The sequence below is a fragment of the Streptomyces sp. NBC_00510 genome (genome assembly GCA_036013505.1).
Lineage (GTDB): Bacteria > Actinomycetota > Actinomycetes > Streptomycetales > Streptomycetaceae > Actinacidiphila.
In genome coordinates this window covers 9,116,577-9,135,932 of the sequence record CP107851.1, presented here as the reverse complement: position 1 = coordinate 9,135,932, position 19,356 = coordinate 9,116,577, and the positions used below count along the sequence as shown (strand labels likewise).

The following is a 19,356-nucleotide window of genomic DNA, read 5'->3' as shown; positions in this document are numbered from 1 at the left end:
GGGCGTCACGAGGACGAGGAGCGTGCGGTGGCGGCGGAGACGCCCGCCGGTCCGAATGCGGTCGGCTCGGCGAGGTCGCCGTCCTCGTCGCCGTGTTCGGTGGCGGCGGGGGCGGGCTCGGGGCGGGGGGCGGCCGGGGCGTGCCCGGGGCGGGGGGCGGTCGCGGAGACGGCCATGGCGGTGGGCGGGAGTCCGGTCTCGACGAGGTCGTCGTCGGCCGACAGGATGCCGAGCGCCTTCGGCCGGTTCGTACCGGAGCCACCGTCGTCCCCCGGGACGGGCGGCAGGGTGCGTACCAGCCGGGCGACGGCGCGGGCCAGGGGCAGCGCGTCGACGGTGAGGGCGGGCGGGCCGCCGTGCAGGCGCAGGTGACCGTCCCGGTCCGCTTCCAGGATCAGGGTGCTGTGGTGGGCCACGCCCAGGGTGAGCAGGCGCACGCGGGCCGGCCGGTTGCGCTCCGGTGCCTCGGCGCTCACGGCGTAGCCGGCGTCGAGCCGTTCGAAGACGTCGGTCGGGCCGTCGTGCCGGGGGTGCACCCCGGCGCCGACCACGACGCGGCCGGCGGGGAGGCGGGCGTCGAGCTGGGCGGCGAGGGCCTGGAGGACCGCGCGGGCGGTGCGCCGCTCGCCGGTGACGGAGACCGCCGGGGGAACGGCCGTCAGGTCGAGGAGCACCGCGTCGGTACCGGCCCTGCCGAGGCAGACGAGCACGGGGGCCTCGCCGCCGTGGCCGGTCTCCGGTGCGGTGCCGAGGTCGGCGCGGCTGATCCACCACAGGCGCGGTTCGGCCGCGTCGCGGGCCCAGGGTTCGGGCAGCGCGCCCTCGCCGTGGCCGTGGGCGACGTACACGCCGACGACGTCGGAGCCGAGGAGCGTCGCGTACGGCCGGGCGCCCGGCCGTTCGGCGGCGGCGCGGCGCAGCGCGGTCGCGGCGTCCGTCCAGCCGGAGGCGTCGCGCAGGAGGCGGGTGAGCACACGCAGGCCGCCGCGGTGCCGCAGTTGCGTGCGGACGGGCGTGGCGAAGGCGCGCGCGGCCGTCGTCAGTTCGCGCACGACGCGGCGGCGCAGCGCGCCCCAGCCCCCGTTGCGGCGGACGAGCCAGTGCGCCACCACGACGAGGAGGATCAGCAGGCCGATGAGCGCGATGAGCCGGGTCCAGCCGGCGGGGACGTTCACGCGGCCACTCCGTCCACGCCGCGGCGGGCGAGTTCGGCCCTCAGGGCCCGCACTCCGTGGTGGGTCCGGGACTTGACGGTGCCCCGCGGCACGCCCATCTCGGCGGCGGCGTCGGCCCCGGTCTGGTCCATCACGTGCACCCGGACCACGGCCTCGCGGTGCGCGGGCGGCAGGGCGCTCAGCGCGGCGAGGAGCACGGAACGGTCCTCGACGAGACCGGCGTGGTCGCCGGCGTGGTCGAGCGCGGTGCCCGCGAAGTCCGCGGCGGTGATGCCGACGGGCACGGAGCGGTCGCGACGGCGGTGGTCGACGACCAGGTTACGGGCGACCCGGAAGAGCCACATACGGACCGGACGCTCGTGGACGTCCAGCCGCCCGGCGCGCTGCAGGGCACGCAGCAGAGTCTCCTGCAGCACGTCCTCCGCGGCATGCACGTCGCGGCCCATGAGGCCGGTGACGAACCTCCGGAGACTGTCCCGCTCGGCGATGATCAGGCTGGCGACAGCACTGTGTTCGTCGGCGCCGCCGGTGTCGTGGTCCGCGAGGATGTCCGCCTCGCCCTCACGACAGTCGGACTCGTTCACACACATGGCGTAAAGATTAAGCTGCTGAACGAGATGCTCTGACCACAGTGTTGGCGCATATTCGATCATTCGCTGTCACACTTGGTGAAATCTTAAACTATTGTTCACCTTGCCGAAATCGAAGGGCGGACGCGCGCCCTACGCTTCCGCGCAGATTCCCGAGCCGACAGGAGACCACGTGCCTCCCCATCCCGATCCACGGGACCCCGAGGTTCTCGACGGGGCCACGCCCCGTTTCGCGGACACCTTCGCCCGACGCCCCTCGCTGCCGCACCGGCGGCTGCTGCCGGACAGGCGGGCGTGGAGCGTACTGGCGACCACGTCGGCCGTCATCGGCTGCGCGGTGCTGGTCGTGCCCTTGATGGCGCGAATTGACGTGCTGCCCGACGGGGGTGGCAAGGGTGACCCGGTGGCGGCCGTCGAGCCCAGCGCTTCGCAGAGCGGTGTCCTGCCGGCGTCGCCCGGCACGAACGGAATCAAGGGCTCCCCCGCCGGAGGTGGCAACGTCCCGCCGGCCTCCGGGTCCCAGGGAGGCACGAACGCCGGCAGTGCGGCGGGCGGGACCGGCGGCACCGGCGGCGGCCTTCCGGCAGTGGGCGGTGAACCCGGCAGCACCGGAGGCGGCGGGAGCAGCGGGAGCGGCGGGAGCGGCGGCGGTTCGGCCACCGGCGGCGGTTCGACCTCCGGCGGTTCCGGCGGTTCCGGCTCGTCGGGCTCCACATCGGGTTCGTCGGCCGGCCAGCCCACGCCCAGCAAGACGCAGCAGCCCGCCACCGTGCCCGGCGTGCGGATCCGCAGTTCGGAGAGCGGCCGCTGCATCGCGGTCAGCGGCGCGAAGAACAGCACCGGCCGCGACGGCGCCCGGCTGCAGATCCAGGACTGCGACGGCGGCGCCTGGCAGAAGTGGGACTTCCGTTCCGACGGGACCGTACGCGCCTTCGGCATGTGCATGGACCTGGCCGGCGCCTCGTTCACGGACGGTGCGGTCATACAACTGGCCCGCTGCAACGGCGGGTGGGCCCAGCAGTTCAGGCTCAACACGTCCAGCGACCTGACGAACAAGAACAAGTGCGTCGACGTGCTCGACAAGGGCACGTCCGCCGGCACCCCGCTCCAGCTGTGGACGTGCTACGGGACGAAGAACCAGAAGTGGTACAAGTCCTGACAAACCTCACATGACAGACCGCACATGATGCCGTCCCCGCCCCTCTTCGGGGCGGGGACGGCGTTCGGGTTACGGCGGACGGGGTCGGGGGTCGGGGGACGTAGGTCGGCCCGGCCGTCAGCCCAGGCCGTCCGCCAGCACCACCGAGCGCGTCAGGTGGCGGGGCGCGTCCGGGTCGAGGCCGCGTGCGGCACCGAGCGCGGCGGCCAGCCGCTGGACGACGACCAGATCGGCCAGCGGGTCGCGCCCCAGGGCCACCAGGCGTCCACCGGTGCGGTCGATCTCCCCCGCCAGCCCCGCCGGGAGGTCCGCGGGGTCGCCGAACCACCAGGCCACCCGGCCGGGCCCGGTGACGCTGATCGGGCCGTGCCGGTACTCCATGACCGGGTACGCCTCCGTCCAGGCGCCGGCCGCCTCCCGCATCTTGAGCGCCGCCTCCTGCGCGACGCCGTAGGCCCAGCCGCGGCCCAGGAAGGTGAACTGCTCGGCCTCCAGCAGCCCGTCGGGCAGCGGCACGGCGAGCGCCGCCTCCGCCTGGGCGGCCAGTCCGGCGAGGTCCTCCCCCAGCAGGGCCCGCAGCAGGACGAGTTCGGTGGTGGCGAAGCGCGTCTGGACGACCGAGGTCTCATCGGCGAAGTCCAGCACCACCGCCGCGTCGGCCAGTTCCATGACCGGGGTGGCGGGATCGGCGGTGACGGCCACCGTGGGGGTGGTGCCGCGCAGCCGGGTCAGCACCTCCAGCACCTCGGTCGTCGTGCCGGACCGGGTGAGGGCGACGACCCGGTCGTACGCCCGGCCGGCCGGCATCTCCGAAGCGGCGAAGGCGTCCGTCTCTCCCTGCCCCGCGGACTCGCGGAGCACGGCGTAGGCGTGGGCCATGAACCACGAGGTGCCGCAGCCCACGACCGCCACCCGTTCACCGGCCCGGGGCATCGCGGCGCGCCACGCCGTCTCCTCCCCGTCGCCCGCGAGCGCGACGGCGCGGCGCCAGCACTCCGGCTGGGTCCGTATCTCGGTCTCGGTCCTGCTCTCGCTCATCGATGGACTCCGTCCCTGTCCGGCGGCCCTTGACACCGAGCACACCCGGTCGAGCATCATGTGTGAAGTTGTTCGACTCTAGCAATTTTCCTGCAGAAAATTGCATGCTGCTTCATACGGTGGCGGGACGGTGGAAGGGGGAGACGGCCCGTGCGACGGCAGGCCCGGTCAGGCGCGGACGACCTCCACGCCGGCCGCCGCGAAGGGCTCGGTGAGCGCGGCCGGAGCGGTCCCGTCCGTCACCAGGACGTCGACCTCCTCCACCGGGCAGATCCGCGCGAAGGCCCGCTTCCCCAGCTTGGAGGCGTCGGCGACGACCACGACCCGCTCGGCGCGTCGGGCGAGGGCACGGTTGATGCTCGCCTCGCCCTCGTGCCGGGCCGCCGCGCCATGGGTGACGTCGATGGCGTCCACGCCGAGGAAGACCAGGTCGAGGGTGAGCTGCGCGAGGAGTTCCGCGGCCAGCGGCCCGATCAGCTCGTACGAGGCCGGCCGGGCGACGCCGCCGGTCACCACCAGCTTCACGTGCCGCCGGACGGCCAGTTCACCGGCGATGTTCAGCGCGTTGGTGACGACCGTCAGGGCGGTCTCGGTGCCGCTGTCGGCGAGGTCGGCGCGCGCGGCGAGGGCGCGGGCGACCTCGGTGGTCGTGGTGCCGCCGTTGAGCCCGACCACCGTGCCCGGCTTCACCAGGGCCGCCGCCGCCCGGGCGATGCGCTCCTTCTCCGGGGCGTTGCGGGCGGCCTTGTAACGCAGCGGCAGGTCATAGGCGATCGCGTTGATCACCGCGCCGCCGTGGGTACGGGTGACCATGTTCTGCCGGGCCAGTTCGTCCAGGTCGCGCCGGATCGTCGCGGCGGACACCGCCAGTTCGGCCGCTGCGGCCTCGACCTCGACGCTCCCGTCGCGGGTCAGCATCTCCAGCAGCGCGCTCCATCGGGCCTGTGGTCCCGCCATCTCCTCGCCCCCTGTCGGTGGGTGTGCCGGCCCGGTGCCGCACCCACGCACGGCAGCGCACATTTCTGCGCCTTTCCCGGATCGAACCATCATGTTCACGCAACATCATTCCATCGAGAGGTCGCCGCGTCATGCCGCTGGTCCCCACCGCCGAACTCGTCCGCGCGGCGCACGCCGACCGACGCGGGATCGGCGCCTTCAACGTCATCACCCTGGAGCACGCCGAGGCGGTCGTCGCCGGCGCGGAGGCGGCCGGACGCCCCGCGGTCTGCCAGATCAGCGAGAACGCGGTCCGTTTCCACGGTGGTTCCCTCGCCCCGATCGCCCGCGCGACCGCCGCGGTGGCCGAGTCGGCCGCGGTCCCCGTGGGCCTCCACCTCGACCACGTCACCGACGAGGCCCTGCTGCGCCGTGCCGCGGACTGCGGCTTCGGCTCCGTGATGTACGACGCGTCCGCCCTCCCCCACGACCGCAACGTCGCCGCCACCCGCGCCGCGGCGGACTGGGCGCACGACCGCGGCCTGTGGCTGGAGGCCGAACTCGGCGAGATAGGCGGCAAGGACGGCGTGCACGCCCCAGGGGCCCGCACCGACCCCGACGAGGCCGCCGCCTTCGTGGCCACCACCGGGATCGACGCCCTCGCGGTCGCCGTCGGCAGCTCGCACGCCATGACGACCCGCACGGCACGGCTCGACCACGACCTGATCGCCCGTCTCCGGGGTGCGGTGCCCGTCCCGCTGGTCCTGCACGGCTCCACCGGCGTCCCCGACGACGAACTGCGCCGCGCCGTCGCCGGGGGCATGGTCAAGATCAACATCGGTACGGCACTCAACATCGCCTTCACCGGCGCGGTGCGCGGCTTCCTTTCGGCCGACTCCGCCACCGTCGACCCGCGCCGCTACCTCTCCTCCGCGCGCACGCAGATGGCCGCGGCCGTCGAGAGCGCCCTGCGGGTCCTCGGCTGACGCCGGACGCCGGACGGCGGACGGGTCAGCGCCGGCCCGCCGCCTGGAGTTGCCGGAGCGTCCAACCGCGCCCCCGCGCGTCCAGCGGGCGCGTGGCGGCGGTGAACAACTCCGCGGCACGCCGGTAGGAGAGCCGCCCGCGGCCGGTGCGGAACAGCGGCCCGTCGACCCGCCCGAGGGCGAGCAGTGGCAGCAGCCGGGCCGATCCGTCCCCCCAGTGCAGCGGCACCCCGGTGCGCTCGCGGGTGCGGCGGCCCGGCAGGTCGAGGTCGTCGACGTTCAGCGCGAGCAGCCGTTCGATGGTCGCGCCGGTCTCGTGGAGCAGATGCCAGAACGCCTGCTCCCGCAGCGGCGCGGACAGCCGGAGCACCTCGCGCACCTGGTCGGCGCCGAGTCCGGCCCCGGCTCGGCGTGCCTTCGGCACGGGCAGCGCCCGCAGGCCCTCCGTGGGGTCGCCCGACAGCCAGCCCTGCGCGCACCACCACGTCACGGCGCTGCAGAGCACCGACAGTTCACGGTTGGCGGTGCGGGCGCCGACCGCCGCTGACCGTGCCGTGAAGGCCTCGCGTAGTCGCCGCGCGGTGCCCGGCGCGTCGAGCAGGGCCAGCGGGACCGCCGGGGGCTCGGCGTTGCGGCGCCCCCCGCCGACGGGCAGGGGGCGGTCGACGAGCCCCCACGTCCAGGTGGCCAGCGCGATCCGGTAGACCCGCCGCGAGCCTGCGCCCAGCCCGGAGGCGGCGAGGAAGCGGTCGACAGCGACGACGTACTCCACCGGCTGGGTCATGCGATGGCCCTCCCCTGTCGATCCCGAGATCGACCGCAGTAAATCACTCTGCGGTGCGAACTGGAGCCATCCTAAGTTGATTCGACCCGACTCAATAATTTTTTTCGCGGGCCTGGCGTGTCGCCGCGCGCCCCCTGCACGCTGCGCCCATGGCACTCGATCTCCGCCCCGCGGTCCTGCGCGAACGCGACTTCCGGCGCTTCTTCATCGGCTACACCACCTCGCTGTTCGGATCGTCGATGGCGTCCGTCGCACTGGCCTTCGCGGTCCTGGAAACGGGCGGCGGGGGCACCGAGCTCGGCCTGGTCCTCGCGGCCCGGATCCTGCCGCTGGTGCTGGTCCTGCTCGCCGGCGGCGTCCTCACCGACCGGTGGGGCAGCCGGCAGGTGATGCTCGCCGCGGACGTCACCCGCTGCCTCACCCAGGCCGGCCTCGCCCTGACCCTCCTCGGCGGCGATCCCCACATGGCCACGCTGATCGCGCTGGTCGTCGTCTGGGGCGCGGCCGAGGCCCTGTTCACCCCGGCTCTCGACGCACTCGTCCCCCGCATCGTGCCGGGTGACGCGCTCTCCGACGGCAACGCGCTGCTCGGCGTGGCCCGATCGGCGGCCTCCATCGCGGGCCCGGCGATCGCGGGCGTCCTGACGGCGGTCGCGGGCGCCTCCGCGGTCCTCGCCGTGGACGCCGTCAGCTACGGGGTGAGCGTCGTCGCCCTGCTCCTGCTTCCGCGGACCGTCCGGGCCGCGGGGCCGGCCTCGTCCTTCGCCGCGGAGCTGCGCGAGGGCTGGACGGAGTTCCGCTCCCGGACCTGGCTGTGGGTCACCTCGGTCCACGTCTGCCTGTTCAACCTCTTCGTGTGGGCGCCGTTCCTCGTCCTCGGGCCGCTGGTCGCCCAGCGGAATCTCGGCGGGCCGACTTCCTGGGGCCTGGTCATGGCCCTGTACGGGGCGGGAGCGGTGGCGGGGGGCGTGGCGATGCTGGGGCGCCGGCCCCGCCGGCCGCTGTTCGTGGGCACGGCCGCCACCCTGGGCTGGGCCATGCCGTCGGCCGCCCTCGCCACCGGGCTGCCGCTGCCGTGGATCTGCGCCGCCGCGCTGGCGGCCGGAGTCGGCTCGGCCGTGTGCGGCACCCTCTACGCCACGGCCACGCAGTCCCAGGTGCCGCCCGGTGCGCTCGCCCGGGTCAGCGCCTACGGCACCTTCGGCGCCTTCGCGCTCGGGCCGGTGGGCCTCGCGGCGGCCGGCCCGGTGTCCGTCCTGTTCGGCGTCGCGGGGGTGCTGGGCTTCGGCGCGGTCTGGCAACTCGCGGCCGTGGCCCTGGTCCTGACGCTTCCCGCCGTACGGGCGGCCCTCCCGCGGCCCGGGACGGCGGCCCCGGCCCCCGGCCCCCGGCGGGGAACAGGGCGTGGGCAGCCCCTCCCCCTCGTCCTGAGCCCTGCGGGGCCCGGCCGACCCCGCCGGCGCCGTAGCCGGTCTCGTCGTTCCAGCCTCCCGGCCCGTCGACGAGGCCGAAGGGCCGCCCCCGGGCCCGGTGACGAAGCCGTCGAGGGAGACCGCGATGTCCCGGGCCGACGGATCCGAATGCGGTTGCCGTCGACCTGTGGGAACCGTTAGCGTCCCCCAGCCGACCGGGTGTCACCGGCCGGCTTCGTCGACGAGGAGGTGTGCGGCACATGCGCAGGAGTGCTCGGCAGTCGGTCCCGCGTTCCCTTTCCCACCTCCTCACGACGGAGACACCTTGTCGATGCGCATCACCCCACTGACCGATCCCGCTCACGGCCCGTCCGGCTTCCGGCTGGCGTGGCTGGCGAGCGACGCGGACGCCATTCCTCTCGGATCGGCGTTCCTGCGCCTGTTCAGCGGTCCCGGGCAGGAACACCTCACCGAGCTGAAGCTCCACGTCCATCCGGTCGAGCGGCGCCGCGGCGTCGGCTCGCGGCTGCTCGCCGCGGCCGTGGCTGCTGCCCGGGCGGACGGCCGGCGTTGCGTCATCGCCCAGGCCGAGGCCGGTTCGCCCGGCGACCGTTTCCTCCCGGCACAGGGTTTCCGCAAGGCCCTCACGCTGACGTTCACCCGGCTGCCGATGGCCGACGTGGACATCAGTGCCCTCGGTGAACTCGTCGAGCGTCCACACCCCGGATACCGGCTGGCGTCGTGGCACGGGACCGCGCCCGATGACCTCGCCACGACGTTCGCCGCGTCACGACGGGCCATGGACGACATGCCGATGGACGACGTCGCCTACGGCACGGTGGCCTGGGACGTGGACCGGGTCCGTGCTGCCGCCCAAGCCGTCGAGGCGCGAGGGGAGTTGCTGCACACCGTCGTGGCCGTCGACGATTCGGACGGCTCCATCGCCGGGTTCACCGAGCTGGTCGTCCCCGGCGACGGCAAGGGTGACGGCCAGCACTACGGCACCGCGGTCCTGCCCGAGCACCGGGGACACGGCCTGGGCCGGTGGATGAAGGCCGAGTCGATCCGGCAGGCGCGCGAGCGCCACCCCGGACTCGACGGTCTGCTGACCGATACCGCCGACGGCAACCGGCCCATGCGGAACATCAACGACGCGCTGGGCTACCGACCCACGCACCAGGCGATCGAGTACCAGCTCGACCTGTAGGGCGCCGGGACGGGGCGCGGGCTCCTCCCTCGCCCCATCTCAGACGAGCTGCAGCAGGCAGCCCGCCGTGAAGACCGCGACGAGCAGGAGCGCGGCGAAAGCCGTCGTCAGCGCGACGGATGCCGCCTGGTCGCCGTCTTCGCCGTCCCGCCGGGGGCGGTCCAGGGGCAGGTCGGCCCAGCAGATACCGGCGCCGGGGCGGACCGTCAGGCCGTGGTCCGACGCGAGGGCGGCGATTATCGGCAGGCCCCGGCCGTGTTCGTCCGGCGGCACGGCCTCCCTGTCGCCGGACGAACACGGCGCCGCGTCGGTGACCTCGATCCCGCGGGGCGCGGCGTCCCTCCCCCAGGACGAGGCGCAGCTCGGCGGGCGAGGTGCCGTGCGTGACGGCGTTGGTGACCAGCTCGGAGACGACCAGGAGGGCGTCGTCCGCGGCCTCCTCCGGCATCTCCGGCAGGTCCAGGGCGCTGCGCACCTGCCGCCGAAGGGTGCCGAGCTCGCGCGGGTCGTGCCGGACGGGGAAGCACAGGACGGCGTCGCGTGCCCGCCCGTGGCGCAGCCGCCACGGGCGGGCAGCCGCGGGCAGGACGTCCAGGAGTCGTTCCAGGCCGTACCTGGCCGGACGGCCCGGTGGGCACGCCACGACCGGCGTCCTCCGCGGCGGAAGGCCCTGCCTCCCACCACGGCGGAGGCCGCCGCACGTCAGCGGCCCGCGCTCTGGCCGCCGTCGACCGGGAGCACCACACCGGTCACGAAGGGCGCCCTCTCCAGGTACAGGACGGCCTCGACGATGTCGTCGATCTCGCCCATGCGCCCCACCGGGTGCAGGCCCGCCAGCATCTCGTGGGTCTCCACCGGGTGCATCGGGGTCTTGATCGTCCCCAGCGCCACCGCGTTCGCCCGGATGCCCTGCGTCGCGTACTCGGTCGCCAGCGCCCGGGTCGCCGACTGCAGGCCGCCCTTCGTCAGCGACGCCAGCACCGACGTCACCTTCGCGTCCGGCTGGTCACCGAGGCTGCTGGAGATCTGGACGACGTGTCCCCCGCCCTGCTGGAGCATCCGCTCCACCGCCAGCTGCGTGACGCGGAAGAAGCCGTCCAGGTTCACCGCCATCACCGCCCGGTAGTCCTCCTCGGTGTACTCCGTGAACGGCTTCGCCACGAAGATCCCCGCGTTGTTGACCAGCGTGTCCACCCGGCCGAACCGCTCCACCGCCGTCGCGATCACCCGCTCCGCGGTGCCCCGCTCCGCGATGTCCCCCCGCACCGACACCACCCCCGGGTCCGCCGAGTCGCCGATGTTCCGCGACGTGGCCACCACCGCGTACCCCAGCTTCCGGTACGCCTCGACCAGAGCGGCACCGATGCCCTGCGACGCACCGGTGACGACCGCGACCTTCTGACCCTCAACGCTCATGACCTGCTCCCGATGGATGGGGTGGGGACTGCGCCGGCGAGATAGCCGACCGGTCACCTACAACGGCGAGGACCGAGCGACAATTCCGGCATACAGCCGAAAATCTATCGCTTGTAGGGATCTCCGTCGGGGAGCCAGACGCCCGGGCCGTGGATGCCGAGGTCGCCCACGCCCTCGGCCAGGGCGTCCACCACGGCCAGCACCGAGTCGCGGACCTCGTCGGCGCGCCACACCAGCGACCAGGTCCAGTAGACCTCGGGCGCGATCACCGGCCGTTTGACCAGGTCCGGGGGGAGCGGGGTGGTCTGGCCCTTGGGGGAGTTGACGACCGGACCGCGGCAGCGGCGGACGTGGTCGAAGAACCCGCTGCCGGTGATCCCGCCATCGGAGGTACGGATCGTGCGGGCCCCCGTGTCGGCGGCGAAACGCTCCGCGTAGACGTTCCACGACTGCCAGGTGGTGGTGTCGTCGTCGAGGAGGACGACGGTGTCCTCGGCCCGGACGGCACTGGTGTCGTCGCCGGTGGAGACCGCGTAGAGCAGATCCGCGCCCAGGAGCCGGGACCGCAGGCCGCACCGCTCCAGGTCCGCCGTCTGCACCCAGCAGATCGCGAGGTCCAGGCCGCCCTCGGCCACCCGGGCGGCCTGGGTGTGGGAGGGCCCGATCCACGCGTCCACGTGCAGCCGGGCCACCGCGGACGCACGGGCCGCCAGGTCGGCGGGGAGCCAGTTGGTGTAGCCGAGCCGCACCGCCTCCGAGCCGGCCAGCTGCTTGGCGCGGCGCCCCACGTCGTCGGCGCGCTCCAGCAGCGCCCGGACGTGCGGCAGCAGCGCCGAGCCCGCGGGGGTGATCGACACCGAGCGGCGGTCGCGGTCGAAGAGCCTGACCCCCAGGTCGCGTTCGAGCGCCTTGATCTGCTGGGACAGTGAAGGCCCGGCGATCAGGAGCCGTTCGGCCGCCCTCCCGAAGTTCAGCTCCTCGGCGACCGCGACGAAATACCGAAGTTGACGCAGCTCCACGCCGCCATGCTAGGGCCTGGCCTGCTGGATCTCCGCCACGGGGGGCGTGTGGGAGTCGCAGCCTCGCAGCAGGGAGGAAACCGGTCCTGGCGCGCGCCCCGCCGGCGCGCCCAGGATGGGGGCCGGTCGGGATTCCCGGCCGGGGGAAGCAGGGGGACCGGCCGGTCGACGACACAATAGTCGATCGGTCGTATACTGCTGTCATGGGACGCACAAGTGATGCCAGGGAGAAGATCATCACTGCCGCGCAGACGCTCATCGAGCAGCGCGGCTACTCCGCGCTGGGGGTGGCCGAGATCTGCAAGGCGGCCGGGGTGCCCAAGGGCAGCTTCTACTACTTCTTCGAGTCCAAGGAAGCCCTCGCCCTGACCGTCATCGACGAGCACTGGGCGGCGCAGAGGCGCGAGTGGACCCGCATCCTGGGCGCCGACGAGGCACCCCTGGAGCGGCTGCGCCGGCTGTTCGAGGCGACCGAGGAGAGCCAGCACGCGGGCCAGCAGTCCTGCGGCACGGTCTCCGGGTGCATGTTCGGCAACCTGACGCTGGAGATGAGCAACCAGACCGAGTCCATCCGCGGACGGCTGCAGGAGATCTTCGAGACGCAGGTCGACATGATCGACGAGGTCGTCACCGAGGCCCGTGAGCGGGGCGATGTCACCGTCGCCGACACCCACGCGGCCGCGGCGTCGATCGTCGCCCAGCTCGAGGGACAGGTGCTCTTCGCCAAGCTGTACAACGACACCGGGCGCCTCAGCCCGCTGTGGACGAACTGCCTGGCCATCCTCGGCGTGACCGGGCCTCAGAAGGCCGTCGCCACCGTGTGAAGGTTCTGGCGCCGCGGGCGCGGCGCGCGCCCGCGGTGCGGAACCGTACGGCGCCAGGAGCGGAGGTCAGCGGCCCGGCAGCCGCTCCGTGATCTCCTGGAACACCCATTCGTTGCCGTCGGGGTCGTTGAACGACGCGAAGGAGCAGTAGCTGCGTCGCTCCGCGTCGGCGCCGGACACGCGTCCTTCCGTCCCGGCACGGTGGAAGATCCCCCCGGCGTCATGGAACGGTTCGCTCACCTCGACCCCGCGCCCCACGAGCTCCTCGCGGGCGGCGACCACGTCCTCCACGATCAGGTGGAGGCCCTGGACCGAGCCGGGCGCCGCCGAGCTGACCCCGGTGCCGAAGATGACCGAGCAGAGCGAGCCGGGCGGGGTCACCTGGACCACGCGGAAGTCCTCGCCGGTGGTGAGGTCCGCGTCCAGCCGCCAGCCGAGGCCCACGTAGAAGTCCTTGGCCCGGTCGACGTCGGCGACGGGCACCACCACGACCTCGAGTTTCATGTCCACAGGGGTTGCTCCTTTCCCTTGCCCCGTCCGGCGTGCGGGGGCACGTCGGACGTCCACGGTCCGCGGGGATGATCCCTACCCCCGCGCCCCCACGTGCGGACGGGGCGGACGGGAGCGCCACCGCGTTGGCGGTGCGGCGTCCCTAGCGGGCGAGGAAGGGAAGCAGCGCGGCCGTCACGTCGGCGGGGGCGTCCATGGCGACGAGGTGGGCCGCGGCCGGGAACTCGGCCAGGGTGGCGCCGGGGATCGTGGCGGCGTAGCGGCGGGCGATGTCCTGGAAGTCCGGCACGTCGAGGAGGCCGATGCCGATCAGGGTGGGCACGGAGAGGGCCGCGACGTCGCCGTCCGCGCGGCCCTGTGAGTGCGCCTCGACCGTGCCCTGGTGGATCAACGCCGTCCGCAGCGGCCCACGCAGCCGGTCGGCCGCCCCGGCGGGGACCTCGTCCCATCCGCGGGCCGGGCCGCGCAGCCACATGTCCAGGTTGACGCGGACCGCGGCCTCGTGGTCGCCCGCCGCGAGCGCCTCGGTCTCGGCCTCGTCGTAGGCGATCATCTGCGGCGACCAGTCGTACCCCGGCCACGGCGGGGAGAAGACGGCCAGGGAGTGGACGCGTCCGGGGTGGGCGAGCGCGAAGTCGAGTGCCACGCGGCCGCCGAAGGACGCGCCGACCACGCGGGCGCGGTCGAGGCCGAAGTGGTCCAGGACGCGGCGCAGGTCGTCGTGTTCGCTGAACGGGCCGGCCGGTGGTGGGGACTGGCCGAAGCCGCGCAAGTCGTAGCGGATGACGGTGTGGTGCTGCGCGAGGCCGGGCACGACCCCGTCCCACATCCGGTGGTCGGCGACGCCGGCGTGCACGAGGACGACGGGCGGCCCGTCCCCCGTCACCGTGCAGGCGAGACGTCCGAGTTCGTCGGCGAGTATGAGCATCCGCAGATGCTCGCACGGAAGTGCGCCGCGCCGCGCATCGCAGGCACCGGCACCGGCACCGGCACCGGCCTCAGCGCGTCATGTACGTGAGGTAGGCGAACTGGCCGACCCGCTCGACGCCCGTCAGCCGCAGCCGGGCCGAGGTCAGCCGCCTCGGCAGCAGCGGTGCGCCGGCGCCGAGGGTGACCGGGGCGACGCCCAGGATCAGGTCGTGCAGCAGCCCGTGATCGGCGAAGGAGCCGACCAGTTCACCGCCGCCCACCAGCCAGATGTTCCGGCCCCCGGCGGCGGTGGTCATGGCCTCGTGGACGGGGCGGACGTCGTCGCGCACGAAGGTGACGTCCGCCCCGGGGACGGCGGGCAGGTCCCGGTGGGTGAAGACCCAGGCCGGGGTGGTGCCGTAGTACTCGGTCCACTTCCCGGGCCGCTCCAGGAGCCGGTCGTGGTCCAGGATCCACTCGTACGTGGTCGCGCCCATCGCGAAGGCCCCGACGCCGGCGAAGAAGGCCCTGAAGCGCTCGAAGCCCTCCCCCTCGACCTCGAAGAGCCAGTCGAGGGAGCCGTCCGGGTCGGCGATGAAGCCGTCGAGGCTGGTCGCGGTGAAGTACTGGGTCCTCGTCACCCCCTCAGCTTCGCATCGGGGGGTGACCGACCGTCGGCACTACAGCAGTCCCTCCGCCACCGGGCCGAGGGACAGAACGGGCAGGAAGTTCAGCAGGGCGAGGATCAGGGCGGCGCCGGTGGCCAGGACGACGAAGTTGACCCCGTGCGGGCGCAGCGTGCCGACCGTGACCACACCGGCCCGCTGGCGCGCGAGGCGTCCCGCCAGGGCGAGGACGAACACCACGGGGACGTAGCGGCCGATCAGCATGGCGACGACCATCAGCAGGTTGTGCAGGTCGGTGGCGCCGTTGAAGCCGGCCATCGCGCTGCCGTTGCTGGCCGTGTTGCTGGTGTACGCGTAGACGAGTTCGGTCAGGCCGTGCGGGCCGGGGTTGCCCATCGAGGAGCGCCCGCCGGGCAGGGCGACGGCGATGGCCGAGCACACCAGGATCGCGGTGGGCGCGACGAGCGCGTAGAGCACGACGTACCGCATCTCCCCGGTACCGATCCGCTTGCGCAGGTACTCGGGCGTGCGGCCGACCATCAGGCCGCCGACGAAGACCGCGACGAGGACGGCCACGAGCAGTCCGTACAGGCCGCTCCCGGTGCCGCCGGGCGCGATCTCGCCGAGCATCATGCCCGCCAGCAGGACGCCGCCGCCGAGGCTGGAGAAGCTGTCGTACGAGGAGTTGGCGGCGCCGTCCGCCGAGGCCGTGGCCGACACGCCGAACAGGGTGCTCGCCGGGACGCCGAACCGGGTCTCGGTACCCTCGGTCTGGCCGCCCACCGCGGCGCTGACGGTGCCGGTGTGGGCGCTCTGGGCGAGGTTGGCGGCGGCCAGCAGCAGGCCGAAGAGGATGCCCACCACCGCGAGGAGGGTCCAGCTCTGCTTCAGGCTGCCGACGAGCCGGCCGTAGGTGCGGATCAGGGCGGTCGGGATGAGGAGCATGAGCACGATCTCGAGCGTGTTGCTCCACGCCGAGGGGTTCTCCAGGGGGTGGGCGCTGTTGGCGTTGAAGACACCGCCGCCGTCGCCCGACATCAGCTTGATGGACTCCCACGAGCCGACGGGGGCGGCGAGCTGGTCGCTCCCCGACAGGTGCTGCGGCACGCCGAGGGCGATCAGCAGGAGTCCGGAGACGACCGCGAGGGGCAGGAAGACGCGGAAGACGCTGCGGACGAGGTCGACCCAGAAGTTGCCGAGCCGGTCGGTGTCGCGCCGGACCAGCCCGCGGACGAGGGCCAGCGCGACGCAGATGCCGACCGCGCCGGAGGCGAACGCCTGGGTGCCCAGGCCCGCCATGACGGCGAGATGGCCGGTGGTGGACTCGCCCGCGTAGTTCTGCCAGCTGGTGTTGGTGGTGAAGCTGACGGCGGTGTGCAGGGCGAGCCGCCACGGCATGCCGTCGCGGCCGAGCGACCACGGCAGCCGGTCCTGCAGGGTGAACAGGGCGAACAGGGCGGCGATGCTCACGGCCGAGAAGGCCAGCAGCGCGAACAGGTAGTGCCGCCAGTCCTGTTCCTTGTCGGGGTCGACGCCGCACAGGCGGTAGAGGGCGCGCTCGGGTCCCAGGTGGCGGCCGCCCTCGAGGGCGCGTGCCATGTGGTCGCCGAGCGGGACGTGGAGGCCCACCACGACGGCGATGACGAGGGAAGCCTGGATCCAGCCGTACATGTCTGCTCTCACGCTCCGCGCGTCGGGTGGGTGCGGTCCAGGGCGGCGTTGAGCTCGACGACGTTGACGGCGGGCTCGCCGAGCACGCCGAGGGCGCGGCCGGTGGTGTACTTCGCGATCAGGGCGCGCACGGTGTCCTCGCCGACCGCCCGCTCGCGGGCGACGCGGGGTGCCTGGAGGCCCGCGTACGCGGCGCTGATGTCGGGGTCGAGGCCGCTGCCGCTCGCGGTGACCGCGTCGGCGGGGACCTCGGGGCGGGCCGGGGCGTCGCCGCGTACGGGGGTGACGACGGCGCGGGTGTAGTCGGCGCCGGGTTCCGCGCAGCGGACGGCCACGTGCTCGTAGGCCGTGAGGAACGGCCGGGCGGGGCAGGGCTGGTTGAGGCTGACGACGCGGGTCACGCGGCCCGTGGTGCCGCCCTGGCGGAAGACGCCGAGCACGGCGCCGACGCCGTCGGGAGTGCAGTAGGGGCGCGAACCGTCGACGTGCTCCCGCTCGCCGACCGTCTTGCTGCGCGAGCACACCTGGGTGAGCAGGCTGGGCTTGTCGGGGGTGTCGACGACGCTCTCGGCGCCCTGGTTGCCGGCGCCGGAGGCCGCGGTGTCGTAGCCGTCGCCCGCGTTGGAGGGGCGCGACTGGAAGTAGCCGGGCAGCGGGTCGCCCTGGGCGTCGGCGTAGGCCCTGCCGATGAGCGTGTCGCGTGACGAGGCGTCACGCAGGCCCGGCACTTGGGCGAGCAGCGTCATGCCGAGGGGGTAGGTCAGTCCGACGAGGAGGGTGAGCGCGAGCACCATGCGGACGGCCGCGAGGTGGTGCGCGGCCCAGCGGGGCAGCGTGGAGGTATCAGCCATGGTCAGATCCCCGGGATGAACTGGACGAGGGCGACGTCGATGAGCTTGATCGCGAGGAACGGCACGACCACCCCGCCGAGGCCGTATACCCACAGGTTGCGGGTGAGCAGCGCCGAGGCACTGCTGGGCCGGTAGCGGACGCCCCGCAGGGCGAGCGGGATCAGCGCGACGATGACGACGGCGTTGAAGACGACGGCAGACAGGATCGCCGAGGCGGGCGAGTGCAGCCGCATGATGTTCACGGAGTCGAGGGCCGGGTAGACCCCGCCGAACATCGCGGGGAGGATCGCGAAGTACTTGGCGATGTCGTTGGCGATCGAGAAGGCCGTCAGCGCGCCACGGGTGATGAGGAGTTGCTTGCCGATCTCGACGATCTCCACGATCTTCGTGGGGTCGGAGTCGAGGTCGACCATGTTGCCGGCCTCCTTGGCGGCCGAGGTGCCGGTGTTCATGGCGACGCCCACGTCCGCCTGGGCCAGTGCCGGGGCATCGTTGGTGCCGTCGCCGGTCATGGCGACGAGGTGGCCGCCGGCCTGCTCGTGCTTGATCAGGGCGAGCTTGTCCTCGGGGGTCGCCTCGGCGAGGAAGTCGTCCACGCCCGCCTCCTCGGCGATGGCGCGGGCGGTCACCGGGTTGTCGCCGGTGATCATCACGGTGCGGATGCCCATCCGGCGCATCTCCTCGAAGCGTTCGCGCAGCCCGGGCTTGACGACGTCCTTGAGGTGGATGACGCCCAGGACGCGCGCGGGGCCGCCACCTGCCGGGAGTTCGGCGACGGCGAGCGGCGTCCCGCCCGCGGCGGACACCTGCTCGACGTACACGTCCATGCCCGCGGGGACCGTGCCGCCCTCGTCGCGGACCCAGGCGGCGACCGCGGCGGCGGCACCCTTGCGCAGCTTCCTGCCTCCGGGGAGGTCCACCCCGGACATGCGGGTGGTGGCGCTGAAGGCCACCCACCGGGCGTCGGGCAGGTCGATCTCGTCGGCCTTGTGGTGGGACAGCGCGTAGTGCTCGCGGGCGTGGGCGACGATGGAGCGTCCCTCTGGGGTCCGGTCGGCGAGGCTCGACAGCAGCGCGGACCGGGCGAACTGTTCCGGCTCGACGGCCCCGACCGGCAGGAAGGCGCTCGCCTGCCGGTTGCCGTAGGTGATGGTGCCGGTCTTGTCGAGCAGGAGCGTGTTCACGTCGCCCGCGGCCTCGACGGCACGGCCGGAGGAGGCCAGGACGTTGCGCTGCACCAGGCGGTCCATTCCCGCGATGCCGATGGCCGACAGCAGGGCGCCGATCGTCGTCGGGATGAGGCAGACGAGCAGCGAGACCAGGACGATGCCGGTGACGCCGTCGGCGGTCATCGCCGCGCTGTCGGGGGCGGCGCCCATGAAGCCCTTGGAGAAGATCGCCATGGGCTGCAGGGTGACGACGGCGACCAGGAAGACGAAGGTCAGCATGACGAGCAGCAAGTTGAGGGCGAGCTCGTTCGGCGTCTTCTGCCGGTTGGCGCCCTCGACCAGGCCGATCATCCGGTCCAGGAAGCTGCGTCCGGACTCCTGGGTGATGCGTACGACGATGCGGTCGGACAGCACCTTGGTGCCGCCTGTGACGGCCGAGCGGTCGCCGCCCGCCTCGCGGATGACGGGTGCGGACTCGCCGGTGATGGCGGACTCGTCGACGCTGGCGACGCCCTCGACGACGTCGCCGTCACCAGGGATCGTCTCCCCGGCCTCGACGACGATGGTGTCACCGCGGCGCAGCGCGATGGCGTGCACCACCTTCTCGCCGTCCTCCGTCAGCCGGCGGGCGGTGGTCAACTTGCGCATGCGGCGCAACGAGTCGGCCTGGGCCTTGCCGCGGCTCTCGGCGACGGCCTCGGCGAGGTTGCCGAAGACGACGGTCAGCCAGAGCCACACCGTGATCAGCCAGCCGAACACGGTCGGATGGACGAGGGCCAGCCCGGTGGTCAGGGCCGCGCCGACCTCGGTGACGAACATGATCGGGTTGCGGACCAGCGTCACCGGGTTGAGCTTGCGCAGGGCGTCGGGAAGGGCGAGCCACAGCTGTCCGGGGTCGAGCAGTCCTGCGCCGACACGGCGCTTCCCGTCGGCCTCGGGGGGAAGGGCGGGGCTTTCACGGTCCGGTCTGACGGGTGCGGGTGCGGTGGTCATCGGATTCCCTCCGCGACGATCAGGCGGACGGTGTACTCCACACTCACCGGACTCTCTCTTCTCGTGGATCGGGACCCGTGG

The 19,356-nt window shown here is 73.3% G+C and carries 19 protein-coding genes; 5 read left to right on the top strand and 14 right to left on the bottom strand.

Annotated features, from left to right (window positions below; translation table 11 throughout):
- Positions 1–5 precede the first annotated feature (5 nt).
- Together OG937_41785 and OG937_41780 are read right to left on the bottom strand one after the other, a co-directional pair.
- On the bottom strand, positions 6–1,175 hold the full coding sequence (locus tag OG937_41785; protein WUD77783.1) for a hypothetical protein: 1,170 nt from the start codon (positions 1,173–1,175) through the stop codon (positions 6–8).
- Positions 1,172–1,765, bottom strand: coding sequence for a sigma-70 family RNA polymerase sigma factor (locus OG937_41780; protein WUD77782.1), 594 nt, complete (start codon positions 1,763–1,765; stop codon positions 1,172–1,174). Before OG937_41780 ends, OG937_41785 begins: the two co-directional genes overlap by 4 nt.
- A gap of 172 nt (positions 1,766–1,937) precedes the next feature.
- Here OG937_41780 and OG937_41775 point away from each other — a divergent pair, with 172 nt between their 5' ends.
- Positions 1,938–2,924 (top strand): ricin-type beta-trefoil lectin domain protein, encoded by a 987-nt coding sequence (locus OG937_41775; protein ID WUD77781.1) that lies wholly within the window; start codon positions 1,938–1,940, stop codon positions 2,922–2,924.
- Between the two features lie 117 nt (positions 2,925–3,041).
- Here the strand turns inward: OG937_41775 and OG937_41770 are convergent, their stop codons facing one another.
- Both OG937_41770 and OG937_41765 read right to left on the bottom strand, forming a co-directional pair.
- Positions 3,042–3,962 (bottom strand): SIS domain-containing protein, encoded by a 921-nt coding sequence (locus OG937_41770; GenBank protein ID WUD77780.1) that lies wholly within the window; start codon positions 3,960–3,962, stop codon positions 3,042–3,044.
- 168 nt (positions 3,963–4,130) lie between these two features.
- Positions 4,131–4,919: a DeoR/GlpR family DNA-binding transcription regulator gene (locus OG937_41765; protein WUD77779.1), complete on the bottom strand. Its 789-nt coding sequence runs from the start codon at positions 4,917–4,919 to the stop codon at positions 4,131–4,133.
- Between the two features lie 131 nt (positions 4,920–5,050).
- On the opposite strand from OG937_41765, the gene OG937_41760 reads away from it, so the two are divergent.
- A complete protein-coding gene (locus tag OG937_41760; protein WUD77778.1) occupies positions 5,051–5,884 on the top strand; it encodes a class II fructose-bisphosphate aldolase in 834 nt (277 codons plus the stop codon).
- Between the two features lie 25 nt (positions 5,885–5,909).
- Here OG937_41760 and OG937_41755 read toward each other — a convergent pair whose 3' ends face one another.
- The gene (locus tag OG937_41755; protein ID WUD77777.1) at positions 5,910–6,668 is read right to left on the bottom strand and encodes a hypothetical protein; all 759 of its coding nucleotides are present in this window, start codon (positions 6,666–6,668) and stop codon (positions 5,910–5,912) included.
- A 149-nt stretch (positions 6,669–6,817) separates the two neighbouring features.
- Between OG937_41755 and OG937_41750 the strand changes: the two genes are divergently transcribed.
- A complete protein-coding gene (locus OG937_41750) occupies positions 6,818–8,281 on the top strand; it encodes an MFS transporter (protein WUD77776.1) in 1,464 nt (487 codons plus the stop codon).
- A gap of 124 nt (positions 8,282–8,405) precedes the next feature.
- Positions 8,406–9,287 carry a GNAT family N-acetyltransferase gene (locus OG937_41745; protein ID WUD77775.1) on the top strand — a complete coding sequence of 294 codons (882 nt, stop codon included), beginning with the start codon at positions 8,406–8,408 and terminating at the stop codon, positions 9,285–9,287.
- 39 nt (positions 9,288–9,326) lie between these two features.
- Here the strand turns inward: OG937_41745 and OG937_41740 are convergent, their stop codons facing one another.
- The 3 genes from OG937_41740 to OG937_41730 all read right to left on the bottom strand — a co-directional run bounded on the left by OG937_41740 (position 9,327) and on the right by OG937_41730 (position 11,722).
- Entirely contained in the window at positions 9,327–9,560 is a 234-nt protein-coding gene (locus tag OG937_41740; protein ID WUD77774.1) for a hypothetical protein, read from the bottom strand.
- Positions 9,561–9,989: 429 nt separating this feature from the next.
- Entirely contained in the window at positions 9,990–10,703 is a 714-nt protein-coding gene (locus OG937_41735; GenBank protein ID WUD77773.1) for an SDR family oxidoreductase, read from the bottom strand.
- Positions 10,704–10,807: 104 nt separating this feature from the next.
- Positions 10,808–11,722, bottom strand: coding sequence for a LysR family transcriptional regulator (locus tag OG937_41730; GenBank protein WUD77772.1), 915 nt, complete (start codon positions 11,720–11,722; stop codon positions 10,808–10,810).
- A gap of 203 nt (positions 11,723–11,925) precedes the next feature.
- Here OG937_41730 and OG937_41725 point away from each other — a divergent pair, with 203 nt between their 5' ends.
- Entirely contained in the window at positions 11,926–12,546 is a 621-nt protein-coding gene (locus tag OG937_41725) for a TetR/AcrR family transcriptional regulator (protein ID WUD77771.1), read from the top strand.
- 66 nt (positions 12,547–12,612) lie between these two features.
- Here the strand turns inward: OG937_41725 and OG937_41720 are convergent, their stop codons facing one another.
- From OG937_41720 to kdpB, 6 genes are all read right to left on the bottom strand, one after another.
- Positions 12,613–13,056, bottom strand: coding sequence for a VOC family protein (locus OG937_41720; GenBank protein ID WUD77770.1), 444 nt, complete (start codon positions 13,054–13,056; stop codon positions 12,613–12,615).
- A gap of 142 nt (positions 13,057–13,198) precedes the next feature.
- Positions 13,199–13,984 (bottom strand): alpha/beta fold hydrolase, encoded by a 786-nt coding sequence (locus OG937_41715; GenBank protein WUD77769.1) that lies wholly within the window; start codon positions 13,982–13,984, stop codon positions 13,199–13,201.
- Between the two features lie 70 nt (positions 13,985–14,054).
- Positions 14,055–14,606, bottom strand: coding sequence for a dihydrofolate reductase family protein (locus OG937_41710; protein WUD77768.1), 552 nt, complete (start codon positions 14,604–14,606; stop codon positions 14,055–14,057).
- A gap of 39 nt (positions 14,607–14,645) precedes the next feature.
- Positions 14,646–16,262 carry a potassium-transporting ATPase subunit KdpA gene (gene kdpA, locus OG937_41705; protein WUD79046.1) on the bottom strand — a complete coding sequence of 539 codons (1,617 nt, stop codon included), beginning with the start codon at positions 16,260–16,262 and terminating at the stop codon, positions 14,646–14,648.
- Between the two features lie 8 nt (positions 16,263–16,270).
- Entirely contained in the window at positions 16,271–17,113 is an 843-nt protein-coding gene (locus tag OG937_41700) for a potassium-transporting ATPase subunit C (protein WUD77767.1), read from the bottom strand.
- Between the two features lie 2 nt (positions 17,114–17,115).
- Positions 17,116–19,275, bottom strand: a complete 2,160-nt coding sequence (kdpB, locus tag OG937_41695) for a potassium-transporting ATPase subunit KdpB (GenBank protein ID WUD77766.1) — start codon at positions 19,273–19,275, stop codon at positions 17,116–17,118.
- Between the last annotated feature and the right edge of the window lie 81 nt (positions 19,276–19,356).